General features: G+C 40.6%; 16 protein-coding genes and 1 pseudogene. 3 read left to right on the forward strand and 14 right to left on the reverse strand.

Features of this window, described 5'->3' with window-relative positions; all coding sequences use genetic code 11:
- Positions 1-2 precede the first annotated feature (2 nt).
- The 9 genes from gatB to SCSC_RS07315 form a co-directional block, all read right to left on the reverse strand.
- On the reverse strand, positions 3-1,436 hold the full coding sequence (gene gatB, locus SCSC_RS07275; protein ID WP_006270289.1) for an Asp-tRNA(Asn)/Glu-tRNA(Gln) amidotransferase subunit GatB: 1,434 nt from the start codon (positions 1,434-1,436) through the stop codon (positions 3-5).
- A 20-nt stretch (positions 1,437-1,456) separates the two neighbouring features.
- Positions 1,457-1,852, reverse strand: coding sequence for an SHOCT domain-containing protein (locus tag SCSC_RS07280; protein ID WP_022524642.1), 396 nt, complete (start codon positions 1,850-1,852; stop codon positions 1,457-1,459).
- Positions 1,853-1,858: 6 nt separating this feature from the next.
- The gene (locus SCSC_RS07285; protein ID WP_006270305.1) at positions 1,859-2,029 is read right to left on the reverse strand and encodes a hypothetical protein; all 171 of its coding nucleotides are present in this window, start codon (positions 2,027-2,029) and stop codon (positions 1,859-1,861) included.
- A 3-nt stretch (positions 2,030-2,032) separates the two neighbouring features.
- Complete coding sequence (gene gatA / locus SCSC_RS07290) at positions 2,033-3,493, reverse strand: Asp-tRNA(Asn)/Glu-tRNA(Gln) amidotransferase subunit GatA (protein WP_006270265.1); 1,461 nt, start codon at positions 3,491-3,493, stop codon at positions 2,033-2,035.
- Positions 3,493-3,795, reverse strand: coding sequence for an Asp-tRNA(Asn)/Glu-tRNA(Gln) amidotransferase subunit GatC (gene gatC / locus SCSC_RS07295; protein ID WP_006270292.1), 303 nt, complete (start codon positions 3,793-3,795; stop codon positions 3,493-3,495). Before gatC ends, gatA begins: the two co-directional genes overlap by 1 nt.
- Positions 3,796-3,871: 76 nt before the next feature.
- Positions 3,872-5,608, reverse strand: a complete 1,737-nt coding sequence (aspS, locus tag SCSC_RS07300; protein ID WP_006270235.1) for an aspartate--tRNA ligase — start codon at positions 5,606-5,608, stop codon at positions 3,872-3,874.
- Between the two features lie 510 nt (positions 5,609-6,118).
- Complete coding sequence (locus tag SCSC_RS07305; RefSeq protein ID WP_003031209.1) at positions 6,119-6,694, reverse strand: cysteine hydrolase family protein; 576 nt, start codon at positions 6,692-6,694, stop codon at positions 6,119-6,121.
- Positions 6,694-7,482: a GTP-sensing pleiotropic transcriptional regulator CodY gene (gene codY / locus SCSC_RS07310; RefSeq protein WP_003070508.1), complete on the reverse strand. Its 789-nt coding sequence runs from the start codon at positions 7,480-7,482 to the stop codon at positions 6,694-6,696. The genes SCSC_RS07305 and codY overlap by 1 nt, the downstream gene beginning before the upstream one ends.
- Before the next feature lie 167 nt (positions 7,483-7,649).
- Positions 7,650-8,864: a pyridoxal phosphate-dependent aminotransferase gene (locus SCSC_RS07315; RefSeq protein WP_003070510.1), complete on the reverse strand. Its 1,215-nt coding sequence runs from the start codon at positions 8,862-8,864 to the stop codon at positions 7,650-7,652.
- Between the two features lie 151 nt (positions 8,865-9,015).
- On the opposite strand from SCSC_RS07315, the gene SCSC_RS07320 reads away from it, so the two are divergent.
- Positions 9,016-9,468, forward strand: coding sequence for a universal stress protein (locus tag SCSC_RS07320; RefSeq protein ID WP_003070511.1), 453 nt, complete (start codon positions 9,016-9,018; stop codon positions 9,466-9,468).
- 44 nt (positions 9,469-9,512) lie between these two features.
- Here the strand turns inward: SCSC_RS07320 and SCSC_RS07325 are convergent, their stop codons facing one another.
- Positions 9,513-10,901, reverse strand: coding sequence for a Cof-type HAD-IIB family hydrolase (locus tag SCSC_RS07325; RefSeq protein WP_006270280.1), 1,389 nt, complete (start codon positions 10,899-10,901; stop codon positions 9,513-9,515).
- A gap of 109 nt (positions 10,902-11,010) precedes the next feature.
- Here SCSC_RS07325 and SCSC_RS07330 point away from each other — a divergent pair.
- Positions 11,011-11,468, forward strand: a pseudogene (locus SCSC_RS07330) (asparaginase); the annotation flags it as partial.
- 153 nt (positions 11,469-11,621) lie between these two features.
- Positions 11,622-11,927: an L-asparaginase family protein gene (locus SCSC_RS07335; protein ID WP_232565282.1), complete on the forward strand. Its 306-nt coding sequence runs from the start codon at positions 11,622-11,624 to the stop codon at positions 11,925-11,927.
- Positions 11,928-12,432: 505 nt separating this feature from the next.
- Here the strand turns inward: SCSC_RS07335 and recG are convergent.
- From recG to SCSC_RS07355, 4 genes are all read right to left on the reverse strand, one after another.
- Complete coding sequence (gene recG / locus SCSC_RS07340; protein ID WP_006270203.1) at positions 12,433-14,448, reverse strand: ATP-dependent DNA helicase RecG; 2,016 nt, start codon at positions 14,446-14,448, stop codon at positions 12,433-12,435.
- A 104-nt stretch (positions 14,449-14,552) separates the two neighbouring features.
- On the reverse strand, positions 14,553-15,659 hold the full coding sequence (gene alr, locus SCSC_RS07345) for an alanine racemase (RefSeq protein ID WP_006270284.1): 1,107 nt from the start codon (positions 15,657-15,659) through the stop codon (positions 14,553-14,555).
- Positions 15,646-16,011 carry a holo-ACP synthase gene (gene acpS, locus SCSC_RS07350; RefSeq protein ID WP_037565938.1) on the reverse strand — a complete coding sequence of 122 codons (366 nt, stop codon included), beginning with the start codon at positions 16,009-16,011 and terminating at the stop codon, positions 15,646-15,648. The genes alr and acpS overlap by 14 nt, the downstream gene beginning before the upstream one ends.
- A gap of 41 nt (positions 16,012-16,052) precedes the next feature.
- Complete coding sequence (locus tag SCSC_RS07355) at positions 16,053-17,093, reverse strand: 3-deoxy-7-phosphoheptulonate synthase (protein ID WP_006270207.1); 1,041 nt, start codon at positions 17,091-17,093, stop codon at positions 16,053-16,055.
- Positions 17,094-17,114: the final 21 nt, after the last annotated feature.

Below are 17,114 nucleotides of genomic sequence, written 5' to 3' on the forward strand. Positions count from 1 at the left end.
TTTTACAACTTCGCCAATTCCTCATTAAGCAGCTTTTGGGCTACTTGTGGATTGGCTTGACCTTTGGTAGCTTTCATGAGCTGACCAATCAGGGACTTGGCTGCATTTTTGTTGCCGCCCTTGTAGTCATTGAGAGCTTTTTCATTGTTGGCAAAGACTTCTTGAATGATTGGCAGAAGTTGTGCTGGATCAGAAATTTGCACCAAGCCAGCTTTTTCAACGTATTCCTTGGCTGACCCACCATTTTTCGCCAAATGAACAAAGACTTTTTTGGCAATTTTAGAGGAAATCGTACCGTCTGCCACCAAACTCAACATTTCAGTCAAATTGACTGGTGTCAAACCGATTTCTTCAATGGTTTCACCTTCCGCATTGAGGTACTGAGCGACCTCACCTTGGAGCCAGTTTGACACAGATTTTGCGTCTCCGCCTGCTGCTACTGCAGCTTCAAAGAAGTCTGAGAGATTTTTCGTTGCCGTTAATTGTTTGACATCATAGTCTGATAGTCCGAAGTCAGCTTTATACTTAGCCCGACGTTCTTTTGGAAAAGCTGGTAAATCTGAGCGCACCGCCTCAATCCAGCTGTCATCAATCTCAAAGATTGGCAGGTCTGGCTCTGGAAAATAACGATAATCTGCCGAACCTTCCTTGACTCTCATCAAAAGAGTCTCACCTGTCGCTTCGTCATAACGGCGAGTTTCTTGACGAATCTGTCCACCGCTACGCAAAATCTCAGCCTGGCGTTTTTCCTCAAAAGCCAAGCCCTTGCGGACAAAGTTAAAGGAATTAAGATTTTTTAGTTCTGTCTTGGTGCCAAATTCTTCTTGGCCATAAGGTCGGATAGAAATATTTGCATCCACCCGCATGGAGCCTTCCTCCATCTTGACATCGGAAATACCCGTGTATTGGATAATTTCTTTGAGCGCTGTTAAGTAAGCGTAAGCTTCTTCTGGACTGCGCATGTCAGCTTCTGAGACAATCTCGATCAAAGGCACTCCTTGACGGTTAAGGTCAACATAAGAATAACCGTCACTGCCATGGGTATTCTTGCCAGCATCCTCTTCCAAATGAGCCCGCTCAATGCGAATTTTTTTAGTCGTGCCGTCTTCTAGCTCGATTTCAATCCAGCCATTATAGCCAATGGGCTCATCAAATTGAGAAATTTGATAGGCTTTAGGATTATCTGGATAAAAATAATTCTTGCGGTCAAAGTGCATTTTTTGATGAATGTCCATATTGAGCGCCAGAGCAGCCTTGATACCGTAATCAATAACTCCCTTATTCATTACTGGCAAGACACCTGGAAAAGACCAGTCAATGATATTGGTGTTGGTATTTGGATCTTCCCCGAAATGAGCCGGTGCTGGTGAGAAAATTTTTGAATTTGTTTTTAATTCAACATGGACTTCCAATCCAATAATCGTTTCAAAGTTCATTTAATATCCTTTCTAAATATTTATAGCCTTAACAATTCTTTCTTTTTCAAAATAAATTCTTCATCTGTGATAATACCTTTATCTAATAACTTTTTGTATTTAAGTATCTCATCAGCAGGAGAAATAGTTGATACTGTATTTACTGGCATATGTGTTTCATTCACTTTTTCTAGTATAAAGTTTTTTGCATAATTAAAACTGTCTGCAACAACTTTAGATGCTATAGATATAGAATTAGGTTGTTTAGCGGCACTTTTGTCAGGATCATTAGACCAATAACTCTTTCTAGTATTTTGCATGCCTCCAGCCGAAATTTCAAAATATCCACTACCTAGAAAACCATAATTTACTTCTGCATTTGTAATATTTTTATATGGCATTGAAAATATACCGTTACCAAATGTATGTCCTGTCATATACCCTTACTTTACTATGTAAACATTTTTATCTGTACAAAAGAGAAATTCTTTAAACGTCCCCTTAAGTGCAACATAAAGTATCTCATTATCCCCTATAACTGAGTTAGCAATATTTATCAATAAATCAAGATAAGCTGGCTGATGATAAAGTTTAGACTGATAAATACGAACCATCTCTTATTCTCCAAAAATGACTGGCTTTTGCTTGTGGTAATCTGTCGTTGCTTCAAAAGCAGCTGCGACTTGGTAAATCGTTTCTTCATCAAAGTGGTTACCAATCAGCTGCAGACCAACAGGAAGACCGTCTGCAAAGCCAGCTGGGATCGAAATGCCCGGCAAGCCAGCCAGATTGACTGGAATGGTCAAAAGGTCGGCCAGATACATGGCTACCGGATCTTGGTTTTGACTGCCCAAGTCATAAGCTACCGTCGGTGCAGTTGGACCTAAGATCAAATCATATTTTTCAAAAACCTTGGCAAAATCTTGCATAATGAGCGTCCGAACTTGACCCGCCTTTTTGAAATAAGCATCATAATAACCAGACGATAAACTGAACGTTCCTAGCATAATTCGGCGCTTGACTTCCTCACCAAAACCTTGGCTGCGAGATTTGACATAGACATCCTCTAAGTTTTCAATCTCTTCTGCCCGATAGCCGTAGCGAATCCCGTCAAAACGTTGCAAGTTGGAACTGGCTTCAGAAGAAGCGATGATATAGTAGACTGCAACACCGTACTTGCTGTGCGGAAGGCTGACTTCTTCAACAATTGCTCCCAGACTTTCCAAATGCTTAGCAGCCGCTAAAATGCGTTCTTTGACTTTTTCATCAATCCCCTCACCCATGTATTCTTTGGGAAGAGCGATTTTCAATCCTTTAATCTCTCGACCAATCTTGCTAGTGAAATCAGGAACAGCTCGTTGAGAAGAAGTAGAGTCTTTTTTGTCATTGCCTGCAATCACTCCCAAAAGCTGAGCATTTTCTTTGACCGTCCGAGAAAATGGTCCAATCTGATCTAGCGAGCTACCAAAAGCAATGAGACCAAAACGAGAAACTCGTCCATAAGTTGGCTTGAGACCAACCACTCCGTTAAAGGAAGCTGGCTGACGGATCGAACCACCGGTATCAGAACCTAGAGACAGGCGAACTTGACCAGAAGCAACTGCCGTCGCTGAACCACCAGATGAACCACCTGGAACTTTTGTAGCGTCCCAAGCATTTTTCGTAGTCTTAAAATAAGAGTTTTCGCTAGAACCACCCATGGCAAATTCGTCCATATTGGTTTTACCAACGATAATCATGTCCTTGCTGTAGAGCTTCTCCACACTGGTCGCATCGAAAATCGGCTTGTAATTGTAGAGAATTTTTGAGGCAGCTGTCGTTAGAATCCCCTTAGTAGAAATATTGTCCTTAACAGCCAGTGGAATGCCGCTCATGAGATTATCCGCATCAATTCCCTTTGCATCTACTGCTGCTGCCTGTGCCACTGCTTCTTCTTCACTAATCGTAATAAAACTATCAACTGCACTTTCTCGACTTTTCATATCTTCCAGAGTAGCTTTCGTCAGCTCAACTGCTGAAAGTTCCTTTTTGACAAGGAGATCATGCAATTCTTCAATTGTTTTTTGGTTTAAAGTCATTAGGCATCTCCTCCGTCATCTAGGATGGCAGGAACCTTGATATAGCCCCGCTCTTTTTCAGGTACATTTTGGAAAAGTTCTTCTTGATTCCAACCTGCAACTGGTACATCTTCACGCATATAGTTGACATTTTCTGCCACGTTTGATGTAAAAGGCACACCAGTTGTATCAACTTCGTTTAACAACTCCACCATGTCCACAATTTTTGACAAAGTTGTCGCAAATTCTGCTGTTTCTTCAGGTGAAAAAGCTAGTTTTGACAAGTGAGCAACATGCGTTACTTCCTCTTGAGTAATTTTCATCTCTGTTTCCTTTCTCTTCTTTTATTTTTCAGCATAACTGAAAAATAATCGTCTTCTTATTTTATCACAAATAGGCTTAGTTCTTCAATTCCAAATGCAGGTCTTTCAGCTGTCTTTGGTCAACCAAACTTGGACTTTCCAGCATCGGATCAAAGCCAGTACCATTCTTCGGAAAGGCGATGACTTGGCGGATATTTTCTTCCCCAGCTAAAATCATAACCAAACGATCTAAGCCTAGAGCCAAGCCGCCGTGCGGTGGGAAGCCGTATTCCAAGGCTTCCAGGAAGAAACCAAAGTCCCGCTCATAGTCTTCTCGGCTCATGCCTAATAGCTCAAACATGGCCTCCTGAGCTTTCCGGTCGTGAATACGAAGGCTTCCTCCACCAATTTCATAGCCATTCAAGACAATGTCGTAGGCATGGCTGCGAAATTGACCTGGCTCTTGCCCATCTTCAAAAATCCCCTGTGTGAAAGGATGGTGCATGGCTTGATAGCGGTTTTGGTCCTCATTCCACTCCAGCAGGGGCCAGTCCACAACCCAGAGAAAGTTCAGCAAGCTCTGGTCAATCAAATCAAGATGTTTTGCCACTTCTAAACGCAAGTACCCTAGAGCTTCTTGAGCTTGTCTTTTCTTGGCAATAACTAGCAAAAGTAAATCACCGTCTTGTGCTTTAAATCGCTCTATGAAGGCAGCTACTTCTGTTTCAAAAGTCGAAGCCAAATCCCCTTGAAGCCCACCAGCTTCCACCTTAACGCTTGCAAACCTACTAGCTCCAAATCCTTTCATTTCCTGATAGAAATGACTAAGCTGCTTTTTAGTGAATTCATTCGCAGCATTAGGAACACAGATACCCATCACTTCCTCTTGGTTATCCAAGGCTTTCTTGATGAGAAGCGATTCATTTGCTTGGCACAAATCCGTCAAACTATTCAGCTCTAAACCAAAGCGCGTATCTGGCTTATCAGAGCCGAAGCGGCTCATAGCCTCTTCATAGCTAATAGTTGAAAAAGCTTCTGTTAGCTCTAAACCATGAGTTTTCTTAACAACAGCTTTGAGCATGCCTTCAACAAGTCTGCGAATGTCTTCCTCACTAACAAAACTCATTTCCATATCAACCTGAGTAAACTCAGGCTGACGATCTCCTCGTAGGTCCTCATCCCGAAAGCAGCGAACAACTTGATAGTAACGCTCCAGACCAGCTCCCATTAAGAGTTGCTTCAGCATTTGCGGACTTTGAGGCAAGGCATAAAATTGATTTTTAAAAACTCGGCTGGGAACCAAAAAATCTCTAGCTCCTTCCGGTGTAGACTTTGTCAAGTAAGGAGTCTCCACTTCCATAAAATCCTTACCGTTTAAATAGTCACGAATTGTGCTGGTTACTTGATGACGAAGTTTGAGGTTCTCTGTCATCTTACTCCGACGCAAATCTAGATAGCGATATTTCTGTCGCAAGTCTTCTCCTGTATGGGCGTGCTGATCGAGTTCAAAGGGAAGAGACTTACTATTTGCAAGGATTTGAATAGCCTCCGCTCGTAGCTCCACCTGTCCAGACTTGATAGCTTTGTTGACAAAGCGACTTTCTCGTTTGACAACCTCTCCCGTAACAGAGATAACATCTTCCTTATGTAGATGATCAATTCCCGCAAAAGCTGGGCTATCGCCTGCGACAAAAACTTGAAGTAGTCCTTCTCGGTCTCTTAGCTCTATAAAAGCTAATTTCCCATGATTTCGGATATTGGCAACCCATCCGGTCGCTGTCATTTTCTGACCAACCTGTTCTAAACCGTAGTTTCCGATAAAAACTTCTTTCATGTTCTCTACCTCTTTCTAAATTCATGTTCAGTTTAATCACCAATTTACCACAAATTACATATAGAAATCTACGCCCATAGATCTAATGCTATAAAGCATTAAGCAATTTGGGGTTACAGATTTTGTCCAAAGGACAAAACTGCATCCACTCCTCTATGTGCTAAGAATTATAAGGAACATAGACTTTACTGCGTAAATCTATGTCCATAGCTCTAGACTCTAAAGCATTAAGAACGATGGAAAAACGGCTTTCGCCTGTAAAACAGACGAAAGCCGTGGTACCACTGTTATTCGTTGCATTGCAACCTCTGGCTCGTAACGTGAGCAGCCGTTTGTGCTTTGATTCACACAAATCATTCGCAACAATATAATAGTTTTAAACAATATTATCTTTTGTCATAAATAGCATAGAAAAAACCATTTTATCATTGACAGTATGTTCTTCGGATTTTGCTTTCTTGGTGCTGCTCTCAGCTTTCAGCACTTTCTGTGCAAGTCAGCAAGCCTACTCTACTGCTTTTTTACTTTTAAATTGTTATCTATTATAGTCGAACCTAAAACATTTTGCAAGTGATTGAGAGCAAATTTATGATTTTCTTCAGAAAGAGAAGCTACCGCAGGTTCTACCACCTCAATTTGATACCCTAAATTGTAGGCATCGATTGCCGTATGTAGGACGCAAATATCCGTCAAGACTCCTGTCAGAATCACCGTGTCTACTTTTCTTTCTCGCAGACGTATATCCAAATCTGTGCCAGAAAAGGCAGAATAATGGCGCTTATCCATCCAAAAGACTCGAGAGTCCGCTTGATAGGTTTCATAAAAGTCAGCCAATGGTCCATAAAGATTGCGTCCACTAGTTCCTTTGATATTGTGTGGTGGAAAGAGTTTACTTTCTGGGTGGAAAGTATCTCCTTCGTCATGCGCATCAATTGCAAAAAAGATATAATCTCCTCGCTCAAAAGCTGCCTCGGTCACTTGGGCAATAGCTTCAGAAATTGCCTGAGCTGGAGCTCCAGCTGTCAACTTGCCATCATCTGCCACAAAATCCACCGTATAATCAATCGAAATCAATGCTTTTGTCATCAGTAGTCTCTCCTTTTAATCTCTTCAAAGACATCGGGAATAAGGACTTTAAGGTAGGTTCCTTTCATTCCTAAAGAACGACTCTCAATAATGCCTGCACTCTCTAGTTTACGCAAAGCATTGACAATCACTGAGCGAGTAATCCCAATACGATCTGCAATGACCGATGCTGTCAACTGTCCTTCATTACCATTTAGTTCACCTAAAATAGCTGAAACAGCTCGTAATTCTGAATAAGATAGCGTATTTACAGCCATGGTTACGGCTGTTCGACGTCGAATATTTTTTTCATCTTCTTCTCGTTGGAAGTTGAGTAGCTGAATCCCAACTACTGTACTTGCAATTTCAACTAAGATCAAGTCATCATCATCAAATTCTTTATCATTTCGCCAAACAATCAATGTTCCTAAGCGAATCCCTGATACATGAATAGGCGAAATCGTCGTCAAGCCATCTGGAAATTCATCTTTGGTTTCGACTGGAAAAATAGATAAAGCATGATTGACAGGAAGATTAGCTTCTGTATCATACATCAAATTCGCTGTGCGAACATACTCTTCTGGGAAGATTTTTGTTTGATAAAATGCTTCCACCCGGTCATTATTCGTCTTGTAGCGCATAAAATACCCCAAAAGACGCCCCTTGCTGTTTACAATACAAGCATTGCAATCCATAATCTCAGCTAACTGCTGAGTAATAGCATTGTAAGGCAATTCTTCCTGTAAGCGCTCATCTGAACGGCGCAAAATAGATGTAATTTTTCGTGTTTTTGCTAATAAGTTTGCCATAATTTACCTCGCATATAATCTTATTGATTATACCATAAAACGCTTTATTCTTCAACAATTATCTGAAAATTGTTTATTGAAACACAATTAAGTCTCATTAACTTTTTCAAAACTCCTCAATCCGCATTTCCAATACCAAAAAGGCAACCTTTCGGCTGCCTGTATGATTATCTTCGATATTGCCTTAAGAAACGCGTCATCTTTTCTTGGATCTGTGCTAATTCATCTACACGTGGCAGATAAACGATACGGAAATGATCTGGGTCTTTCCAATTAAATCCGCGTCCGTGCACCAGCAAAATCTTTTCTTGCTTTAAGAAATCCAGCACGAATTGTTCGTCATCATCCACTTGATACATTTCTCTATCAATTTTTGGAAAAATATACAGTCCTGCTTTAGGTTTGGTCGCAGACAAACCTGGAATTTCATTGATAGCCTTGTAAATAAAATTCCGTTGCTCATAAATGCGACCACCAGGAAGCAACAATTCGTCTACTGACTGATAACCTCCAAGAGATGTTTGGACCACATGCTGAGATAAGACGTTTGAGCACAAACGCATATTTGACAGCATATTCAGTCCTTCAATATAATCTTTCACATGAGATTTTGGACCTGAAAGCACCATCCAGCCTACGCGAAAACCTGCGATACGGTGCGATTTAGACAAACCGTTCATGCTGACGCAGAAAAGATCCGGTGCCAGACTAGCAATCGCTGTATGTTTCTCACCATCCATCACTAAACGGTCATAAATCTCATCCGCAAAAATAATCAAGTTATTTTGTCGTGCAATTTCAACAAGATATTCTAGGACTTCCTTAGGATACAAGGCACCGGTCGGATTGTTTGGATTGATAACGACAATAGCCTTTGTATTAGAAGTAATCTTTGATTTGATATCTTCTATATCTGGATACCAATCCGCCTGCTCATCACAAAGATAATGAACCGCATTGCCTCCTGCTAAGCTAACAGCAGCTGTCCAGAGCGGATAATCAGGCATTGGCACTAGAACTTCGTCCCCATTATCCAGCAAGCCCTGCATTGACATAACAATCAGCTCGCTAACCCCATTACCAAGATAAACGTCCTCAATATCGACATTTGGAATATTCTTCAACTGACAATACTGCATAATGGCTTTCCGAGCAGAAAAAATTCCTTTCGAGTCTGAATAGCCCTCGCTATCCCGTGCATTCATAATCAAATCATGAATCACTTCATCTGGTGCCGTAAAACCAAATTCGGCAGGATTTCCTGTATTCAAACGGAGGATCTTCTCACCATTTGCACGCATTCGCATGGCTTCTTCTAGGACTGGACCACGAATATCATAAGCTACATGTTCTAACTTTGTCGATTTATTAAATTCTTTCATCGAACTTTTCCTCATTTCAAAAGAGTCAATTTATTATAACGCAATTTTTCTAAAAAATCTAAAAAAGTTCTTGTAAAGTCTGCCTGAAAATGCTTTACTTTTTTCATGTAAAGGGTTACAATATTAGTAAAGAAAGAATGGAGGTATCCCTATGCTACAAAGATATCAAAACATTATGGTCGCTGTTGATGGTTCTCACGAAGCTGAGCTTGCTTTTGAAAAAGGGGTAAATGTGGCACTAAGAAATAATTCACGTCTCACAATCGCTCACGTTATTGATACACGTGCATTGCAAAGTGTTTCCACATTCGATGCCGAAGTTTATGAAGAATTACAGGCAGATGCTAAAAAATTAATGGATGAGTATGCCCAAAAAGCAAAAGAAACTGGCGTCACAGACGTTGTCACAATTGTTGAAATGGGTAACCCTAAAACCTTACTTGCAACAGATATTCCAGATGAACAAAAAGTCGATCTCATCATGGTCGGTGCTACTGGGCTCAATGCCTTTGAACGTTTATTGGTCGGTTCCTCATCTGAATACATCTTGCGTCATGCAAAAGTTGACTTACTTGTTGTTCGTGATAAGGAAAAAACATTATAATCCAAAGATAAAGAGAGATTGGCATAACCAGTCTCTCCTCTTTTTTATTCTTCATTTTTTTCACAATTCCGTTGATAAGCTTGAATTTGACGTTCAAGTTCTTTTTTGATAGCAGGCTCCGGTGCATAATTTTTTTCCCAATCATCTGGTTTTAAAATTTTATGAGTAACTGGGTCAAAGTGCGCTTTACCATCTGGGAAGAGTTTCCCCATATTCGCTTGGTGTACAATTTCAAATAAGCGCTCAGGATCTACTCCCATTAAAACAAAACTACCATAAGTAAAATATAGCATATCAATCAGTGCATCTACTTGTCCAACGAGAGACATCTCTGCATTACTCTTCTGTTTAACCTTATCGGAAGCTTTATCTATCGCTTTATGCAAAGATTGAACAGACTGATTGAAAATTTCTTCTGACGGACTGGCTGCACGTAAAAATTCCACTAGCTCTTCTACCTTGAAGCCTGCACGATGACGAGCACCCTCTGTTGTCCACAGGATGGGCTCTTCCTGCGTGCATTCATCCATTATCCCATGAAATTCTTTAACCTTATTAAAGTGGTGGTCGCTACTGATAAAGACTTTTTCACTCGCCAAAATACCAAAATGCTCCAAAGCCTTATGAATTCCGTCCTGACTATTACTGCTAGTAGTGTGTTTCGCAACTTCTTTCACGCGACTAGTTCCATTTCCCATAGCGATGGACATCCCAACCCCCGCTAACATTTCAACATCATTATCAGAATCACCAAAAGCCATGACTTGATTGATATCAAAGCCATATTCCTTTCCAACCAGCTTAATCCCCTCTAGCTTGGACATACCCTTATTGATAATGTCAGCTGCAAAAGGACTGCTGCGAGTAAATTTTAAATTTGGAAAATCGGCTTCTATAGATTGTGTTTCTCTCGGGGTTGCCAACATTAACACTTGATAAATCGGCTCTTGAATAGATTTAAATAAATCATTCTGTTGTTGAGGAAGCGCCTTGCTGATTACATGATTGAAACTTTTATTAACCAAGTGTGTCATCTTTTTCGGAACAAAATGACTGGTCCATTGAGAAAATTTGCTCATGCCAAAACTCATGATTTTTGAGCCAACCACTCCTGATTCTGTTCCAAATGAAATTTCTATTTTATGCTGGTGAGCATACTGAATCAAGTGACGCAAGCTGGTTTTATCAATTGGCTTAGCAGAAATGACTTTATCTTTTGAAAAAATATATTGTCCATTATAGCTCACTGCAAAATCTAAATCCAACTGTTCCATAAAGGATTGGACAAAAAAGGGGCCTCTTCCTGTTGCTAAACCAACTAAAATACCTTGCTGTTTTAAACTATGGATCGCTTGTTCTGTGGATTTCAAGACCGTCCGACTATTATTTACTAATGTCCCGTCAATATCAAAAAAGACTGCTTTGATTTCCATTCATTTCTCATCTCTTTCTTTTATGATACAATAATTATAGCATAGATTCAGGAGAAGCTCACTTATGACCAAAAGAATTCTAGTTTTACATACTGGCGGTACCATTTCCATGCAAGCTGACACTGCTGGAAAAGTTGTCACAACTGAATACAATCCCATGAACCATGTCGCAGTTCCTCTAGAAGGCATTCAAGTGACTGCTCTTGATATATTCAATATTCCTAGTCCTCACATGACACCGCAGCACATGCTACAATTGTACAAAAAATCAGGGCAGATGGAAAGCAATTTGACGGTGTTGTGATTACTCACGGAACGGACACTCTAGAAGAAACGGCATATTTTTTGGATACGATGGAACTTCCAAATATTCCTGTTGTTTTGACTGGTGCCATGCGAAGCTCTAATGAACTCGGGAGTGACGGAGTTTACAATTACTTGTCTGCACTTCGTGTTGCAAGTGATGAAAAGGCACGCGGAAAGGGCGTTCTAGTAGTTATGAATGATGAAATCCATTCTGCTAAATACGTAACAAAAACACATACAACAAATGTCAATACCTTTCAAACGCCAACTCATGGTCCACTTGGATTGATTATGAAAAAAGAAATTCTCTATTTTAAAACTGCCGAACCACGCGTGCATTTTCATTTGAATAAGATTACTGGCTTGATTCCTATTATCCCCACCTATGCTGGAATGACAACCGAATTGCTGGATATGTTAGATTTGAAGAGAATAGACGGTCTCGTCATTGAAGCCTTCGGAGCTGGGAATCTACCACAAGAAGTGGCACAAAAGCTCAGCCGTATGACTGCTTCTGGTCTTCCAATTGCATTGGTGTCTCGTTGCTTCAACGGTATTGCAGAGCCAGTTTATGCTTATGAAGGAGGTGGCGTGATGCTTCGTGAAGCAGGAATTATGTTTGTTAAAGAATTAAATGCTCCTAAAGCTCGGATCAAACTTCTCATCGCCCTTAACGCTGGACTTCAAGGGCAGACATTAAAAAACTACATAGAAGGCTAGATTCTTATATAAATAAAAAGCCTCGATTAATTCGAAGCTTCTTAGGAGATTTATGAAAAAAAGTTTTTTAACTCGCTTGTTTTTTTAGTTACCTACCATATATTTCTAATTCCTTTCCTGTTTTTTTGAATGTTTTGTTATAATTTACTTTAATGTTTACTGTCATTGGACTTACCTCTTTCTTTTTGATGAATTTAGTATAGCCTGAAAAACTTAAAACAGGCTTATAGATTTCTTTCAAAAAACTTAATTCTAAAATTTAGTTTGTAGTCTCTCCTACAAAGCTGCTCAACTGTCTCCTGGACTATTGAGGTAATGAATGAAGAAAACAAAGTTTTTGTCAACAGCACTTTTTCAAGCTTGAAAAGCAAACGAAAAGTGACTTACTTTCAAGTTTTATCTGCAGCGACGCAGTATGTTGCGTAATTAGTTACTTCGTCGTTGCTTTATTACACAGTATGCTTTGAGGCTGGATTTTGTTCCAGCCTCTTTTTCGTTTCATCTTCTAATCCAAGTAGTCCTGCTTGTCCAAATGAAGAGCTACGATATGCCAGTCTGCATGCGTTCGCCAATCAGAAATGGACACAATTTGACTAGCGACTTTTCTGGCTTCTTCTAAAATCGGATAATCCTCTACAATATCCGCCACTTGAAACTCTGGAATCCCTGATTGACGCGTGCCGAAGATTTCACCAGAGCCACGCATTTTCAAATCTTCCTCAGCCAAGACGAAACCGTTAGTCGTTTCCGTCATGATTTTCATGCGTTTCTTGCCGGATTCTGTCTTAGGATTAGCCACGAGAACCGCATAAGATTGCTTGTCTCCACGTCCTACCCGACCACGTAACTGGTGAAGCTGACTGAGCCCAAATCGATCCGCATCCATGATTAGCATGACCGTAGCATTGGGGACATTGACACCGACTTCAATAACAGTCGTGGAAACCAGAATGTCAATTTTTCCTTTCTTAAAATCCTGCATAATAGTATCTTTTTCTTCGCTCTTCATTTTACCATGTAGCAGAGCTACTTGTGCTTTGTCACCGAAATAAGCCTTTAATTCCTCTTCCAAAGCAATAGCATTTTTCAGATCCAGCGCTTCCGACTCCTCAATCAAAGGAGAGATGACATAGACCTGAGCACCTCGTTGCAGCTCTTTCTCCAACCAATTGAGAACCACATTCAGCTGCTCGTGCTTGACCCAGCGAGTGATAATCGGCTTACGCCCCGCTGGCATTTGATCAATAACCGACACATCCATATCGCCAAAGGCAGTGATCGCAAGTGTCCTCGGAATCGGTGTTGCAGTCATCATGAGCACATCAGGATTATTTCCTTTTGCTCGCAAAATTCGTCTCTGTCCCACTCCAAAGCGGTGCTGTTCATCAATAATCACCAGACCAAGCTGATGATATGTCACACTTTCTTGAATCAAAGCATGAGTACCGACAATCATATCTACCTGACCAGCCTCAATCGCTTCTAGTGCTTGTCTGCGTTCTGTCGGCTTCATTCCTCCTGTCAACAGAATTATCCGTAGTTCAGGAAAAAGTTGGCTCAAGCTATCAAAATGCTGCTCTGCCAAAATTTCAGTCGGTACCATAAGAGCAGACTGAAAACCAGCCGTATAGGTAGCATACATGGCTAAACCTGCAACCACCGTCTTTCCACTACCCACATCTCCCTGCAAAAGCCGGTTCATGTGGGTTGGTGCTTTCATATCTTGTAGAATTTCATCAAGACTCCGCTTCTGGGCAGCTGTCAATTCAAAAGGTAGCAGTGTCAGCTTTTTTTCTAATAAATCATCTCGCCAAGGAATAGCTAACCCTTGACTCGCATTCTTGCTTTCACTCTTTAGGACTTGTAACTGCATTTGAAAGTAAAAAAGCTCTTCAAACTTGACCCGACGCAAGGCTTGTTTGTATTCTGTTAAGTCTTTTGGAAAATGCATTGCTCGTACGGCCTGACTGCGTTCCACTAACTGATAGCGCTCCAGCAGAATTTGAGGCAGATTTTCTTCCAACAGAAGTTCTAAGCCTTGGTCAAAAGCTGTCTTAATGACTTTCACCAAACTAGCTTGACTAATCCCTTGTGCCACTCGATAGACAGGCTGTAAGTCATCCTCCACTTGTGCTAAAATTTTCATACCTGTCAGACTCGCTTTTGCTTTATCCCATTTCCCGAAAATAGAAATGGTTGAACCAACCTCCACTTTGTCTGCCAGATAGGGTTGGTTAAAAAAATTGACTGCAAGCACCACTTCGCCTTGTTTTATAGTAAAACGTAGACGATTACGTTTATAGCCATAATACTGCACATTGGCTGGCGTAACGACAAGTCCTGAGATAACCGCCTTTTCACCATCTTCCAGTTCTAACACATTCTTACTTTTAAAATCTTCATAGCGAAATGGAAAATAGAGTAGTAAATCCTGTAGGTTTTCAATTCCCAGCCTAGTAAACTTTTCAGCAGATTTCGGTCCTACACCCGGCAGAACCGTTAAAGGTTGGTGTAAATTCATAATTCCTCTTTCAGTTCTGTTTCTTAAGAATTTATAAAAGCAGGCTAAAACAGACACCCTCCAATAGCTCTTTGGATTGTTTCCGACTACTTTTAGATTTCAACTCATTCTTTGTAAACTCTAGGGACGCGGTCGCTGATCAAACAAACCACCTCGTAATTGATGGTTTCCCGTTTTTCTGCCACATCTGTTGCAGAAATAGCTTCTTTACCACTTTCACCGATAAGGACAACTGACGTTCCAATAGGATAAAACTGAGGTAAACGAACAGTAATCTGATCCATAGATACGCGTCCAACAATGGGACAAGGATTCCCGTCAACTAAAACATTAAAGCCTTGCATATCTCGCGTCCAGCCATCAGCATAGCCCAGTGGAATCGTTCCAATGAACTGTGGGCTATCACTAGTGTAAGTAGCTCCGTACCCTACATCTGCCCCTACTTCTAATTGCTTGACATGAACCAATTCTGAAACCAATGAAAGAGCTGGTTTGATGTCATAAGGCAGCTCCAAAACAGTTCCACTTGGATTAAGCCCATAAATGACATCGCCCAAACGGACTGCATTCATAATCGTCTCACTATGCCACAGAGTCGTTGCCGAATTACTAGCGTGAACAATCGGTGGAATAGTTTCTAATTGCCCTAAAATTTCTTTAAAACGTGCTAACTGTGCCTCAAATTTTTGCGTATCTGCTTCATCAGCTGTCGCAAAATGGGTGAAAATTCCTTTGACCTGAGCACCTGCCTTTTCCAAACGATGAATCGCTTCTTGAGCGTCTTGGCTATTTCGAAAACCAATCCGCCCCATTCCAGAATCAATTTTTATATGAACAACCAGTCCAGTTAGGTCTATGTCTGACTTCAAAAGCAAATCAATCCATTCTAAACTAGCCACCGTATAAGTAATCTTGTATTTAATTGCCAACGGAACAGACTGGATAGTTGATACTCCCAGAACCAGAATTTTTTTTGAAATACCAGCTTCTCTCAGCTCTACCGCTTCATCAATATTGGAAACACAAAAGCCATCCACAATTGACTCAATAGATTGCGTAACAGCAACTGCACCGTGGCCATAAGCATCTGCCTTGACAACAGCCCATTTTTCTACATTGTCTGGAATATGCGCTGCAATTTGTTTAATATTAAATTGAATAGCAGCCAAATCCACAATAGCCTTAGTAGGCCGATGATTACTCGTTTTCATGATGTTCCTCCAAAATAACACTAGCTGTAACGACATTATCTGTGTGGCTGAGTGACACCCAGACCTTGCCAGAAAAAGGTGATTTGCTAAAAATAGGCGCTCCCTTTTCATCGTTTAAAATTTCTAAATCCTGAAAAGTGACACAGCCGATACCAGTCCCCCACGCTTTAGAAAACGCCTCTTTAGCAGACCAACGCCCCGCCAAATATTCCATTTTTCGCTTACCAGTCAGCTTTTCAAATCGGTCAAATTCTGCGGCTGTCAAAACTTTCCTAGCAAAGCGAGCATTTTTTTCATAAACTTTTTGAATAGAAGAAATTTCCTCTATATCAATACCATGTCCTTTAATCATCTTTTTAAAAAGAGTTGAGACTAGTCTCAACTCCATCCTTTTTATTTTTCATTTTTAGATAGGGTAGTGTAAATTTCCTTGACTAATCTGACTGTATTATCCCAACCCAAACAAGGGTCTGTGATGGATTTTCCGAACACCTCAGGCTCATTTTGACGGCCATCTTCTAAGTAAGACTCGATCATAAAGCCGCGTACAACTTTTTTGATTTTCTCATTCCAATCACGGTTGATTAAAGTTTGACGGACAATTCGTACCTGTTCTAAATACTGTTTTCCAGAATTATCATGGTTGGTATCAATAATGATAAAAGGATTTTCTAAGCCCATTTTTTCATATTGAGCAATCGTATCTAGTAAATTATCATAGTAATAATTTGGAATGTTCTTTCCGTATTCATCAAGACCACCGCGCAAAATAGCATGCGCTAAGGAATTACCTGAAGTTTCTACTTCCTTACCGGCAAACAAGAAACTTTGTTTGTTTTGGGCTGCATAAATCCCATTAAACATAACATTAAGATTTCCAGAAGTGGGGTTTTTTAAACCAGTCGCAACGTCAGCTCCACTAGCTACAAAACGGTGTTGCTGATCTTCCACAGAACGCGCTCCAACAGCCATGTAAGAAATCAAATCATCTACCAAAGGAAGATTTTCCGGATACAACATTTCATCAGCAGTCGTCATTCCTGTTTCTGTAATCACACGATAGTGCAAATTGCGTACTGCTTTAATGCCGTTGATTAAACTTGGGGCTGCTTTCGCATTTGGTTGATGAATCAAGCCCTTATAGCCGTCACCATTGGTACGAGGTTTTGCCGTATACACACGCATCACCATAAAAATACGGTCTTTTACCTCTTCTTGAAGGGCAGATAAACGTTTTGCATATTCTAGAACAGCCGCTTCATTGTCAGAAGAACACGGACCAATGACTAGCAGAATGCGGTCATCTTCTCCGCGAATAATTGCGTTTAGTTCCCGATCTCGTGCTTCTTTTTTGGCTAAAGCATCTCCTTTTAATTTCGATAGATTGCGAACCTTTGCTACGTCAATTGGCTGACTAGTTGCTTTAAATGTCATAATCTCCCTCTCTTTACACTA

The sequence above is a fragment of the Streptococcus constellatus subsp. constellatus genome (assembly GCF_023167545.1).
Classification (GTDB): domain Bacteria; phylum Bacillota; class Bacilli; order Lactobacillales; family Streptococcaceae; genus Streptococcus; species Streptococcus constellatus.

Bases quoted from the DNA above. Each gene is read 5' to 3' on its own strand.
- gatB (WP_006270289.1), bottom strand. From the start codon at position 1,436: ATGAACTTTGAAACGATTATTGGATTGGAAGTCCATGTTGAATTAAAA.
- SCSC_RS07280 (WP_022524642.1), bottom strand. From the start codon at position 1,852: ATGACAGGACATACATTTGGTAACGGTATATTTTCAATGCCATATAAA.
- SCSC_RS07285 (WP_006270305.1), bottom strand. From the start codon at position 2,029: ATGGTTCGTATTTATCAGTCTAAACTTTATCATCAGCCAGCTTATCTT.
- gatA (WP_006270265.1), bottom strand. From the start codon at position 3,493: ATGACTTTAAACCAAAAAACAATTGAAGAATTGCATGATCTCCTTGTC.
- gatC (WP_006270292.1), bottom strand. From the start codon at position 3,795: ATGAAAATTACTCAAGAGGAAGTAACGCATGTTGCTCACTTGTCAAAA.
- aspS (WP_006270235.1), bottom strand. From the start codon at position 5,608: ATGAAAGAAGTTTTTATCGGAAACTACGGTTTAGAACAGGTTGGTCAG.
- SCSC_RS07305 (WP_003031209.1), bottom strand. From the start codon at position 6,694: ATGACAAAAGCATTGATTTCGATTGATTATACGGTGGATTTTGTGGCA.
- codY (WP_003070508.1), bottom strand. From the start codon at position 7,482: ATGGCAAACTTATTAGCAAAAACACGAAAAATTACATCTATTTTGCGC.
- SCSC_RS07315 (WP_003070510.1), bottom strand. From the start codon at position 8,864: ATGAAAGAATTTAATAAATCGACAAAGTTAGAACATGTAGCTTATGAT.
- SCSC_RS07320 (WP_003070511.1), top strand. From the start codon at position 9,016: ATGCTACAAAGATATCAAAACATTATGGTCGCTGTTGATGGTTCTCAC.
- SCSC_RS07325 (WP_006270280.1), bottom strand. From the start codon at position 10,901: ATGGAAATCAAAGCAGTCTTTTTTGATATTGACGGGACATTAGTAAAT.
- SCSC_RS07335 (WP_232565282.1), top strand. From the start codon at position 11,622: ATGTTAGATTTGAAGAGAATAGACGGTCTCGTCATTGAAGCCTTCGGA.
- recG (WP_006270203.1), bottom strand. From the start codon at position 14,448: ATGAATTTACACCAACCTTTAACGGTTCTGCCGGGTGTAGGACCGAAA.
- alr (WP_006270284.1), bottom strand. From the start codon at position 15,659: ATGAAAACGAGTAATCATCGGCCTACTAAGGCTATTGTGGATTTGGCT.
- acpS (WP_037565938.1), bottom strand. From the start codon at position 16,011: ATGATTAAAGGACATGGTATTGATATAGAGGAAATTTCTTCTATTCAA.
- SCSC_RS07355 (WP_006270207.1), bottom strand. From the start codon at position 17,093: ATGACATTTAAAGCAACTAGTCAGCCAATTGACGTAGCAAAGGTTCGC.